Origin of the sequence: Halorubrum sp. SP3 (assembly GCF_005435195.1) — an archaeon.
GTDB classification, from domain to species: domain Archaea; phylum Halobacteriota; class Halobacteria; order Halobacteriales; family Haloferacaceae; genus Halorubrum; species Halorubrum sodomense.
In genome coordinates, this window is record NZ_SGTU01000394.1 from 1 (window position 1) to 436 (window position 436).

Genomic DNA, 436 nt, shown 5'->3' on the forward strand with positions numbered 1-436 from the left:
GATAATATCGAAAAATACGCGCAGGCTCCCCGCCCAGACGATGAAAGTCAGGACGAGGAACTGACTGGCAGCGATGCGCTTGCTGCCTACATTCGAGACCAGAAGAGGGATCTCCCCAGCGTTGATGATCAGATCTCTATTGTGACTGCCTTGTATGAAGAGGAAATCGGACCAGAGTCGGAGGGTTTGACTCGAAACGAGATCGCGGAACGGTTGACATTCGAGCCCTCCTTTAGTACCGCAATTAACCATCTTGTTGATCTGGATGTCCTTGAGTAGTTCCAACCTCCGGGTCTATCGACGTATGCGATCAGTGAACGGCGAGATCAGATCATCAATGGTGAAGTAGAGAAGACGGTTCAAGAGGAGATTGAACGTCTCATTGATGATATGGTGGATCGGCTTGATAGCCCAATGCGACCTGGTGACGGCGAGT

At 50.7% G+C, this 436-nt stretch carries 1 protein-coding gene; it reads left to right on the top strand.

Translation table 11 applies throughout. The annotated features are described in order from the left end of the window. A partial coding sequence (locus EXE42_RS18995; protein ID WP_199240803.1) for a hypothetical protein occupies positions 1-279 on the top strand: 279 nt, incomplete at its 5' end. Positions 280-436: the final 157 nt, after the last annotated feature.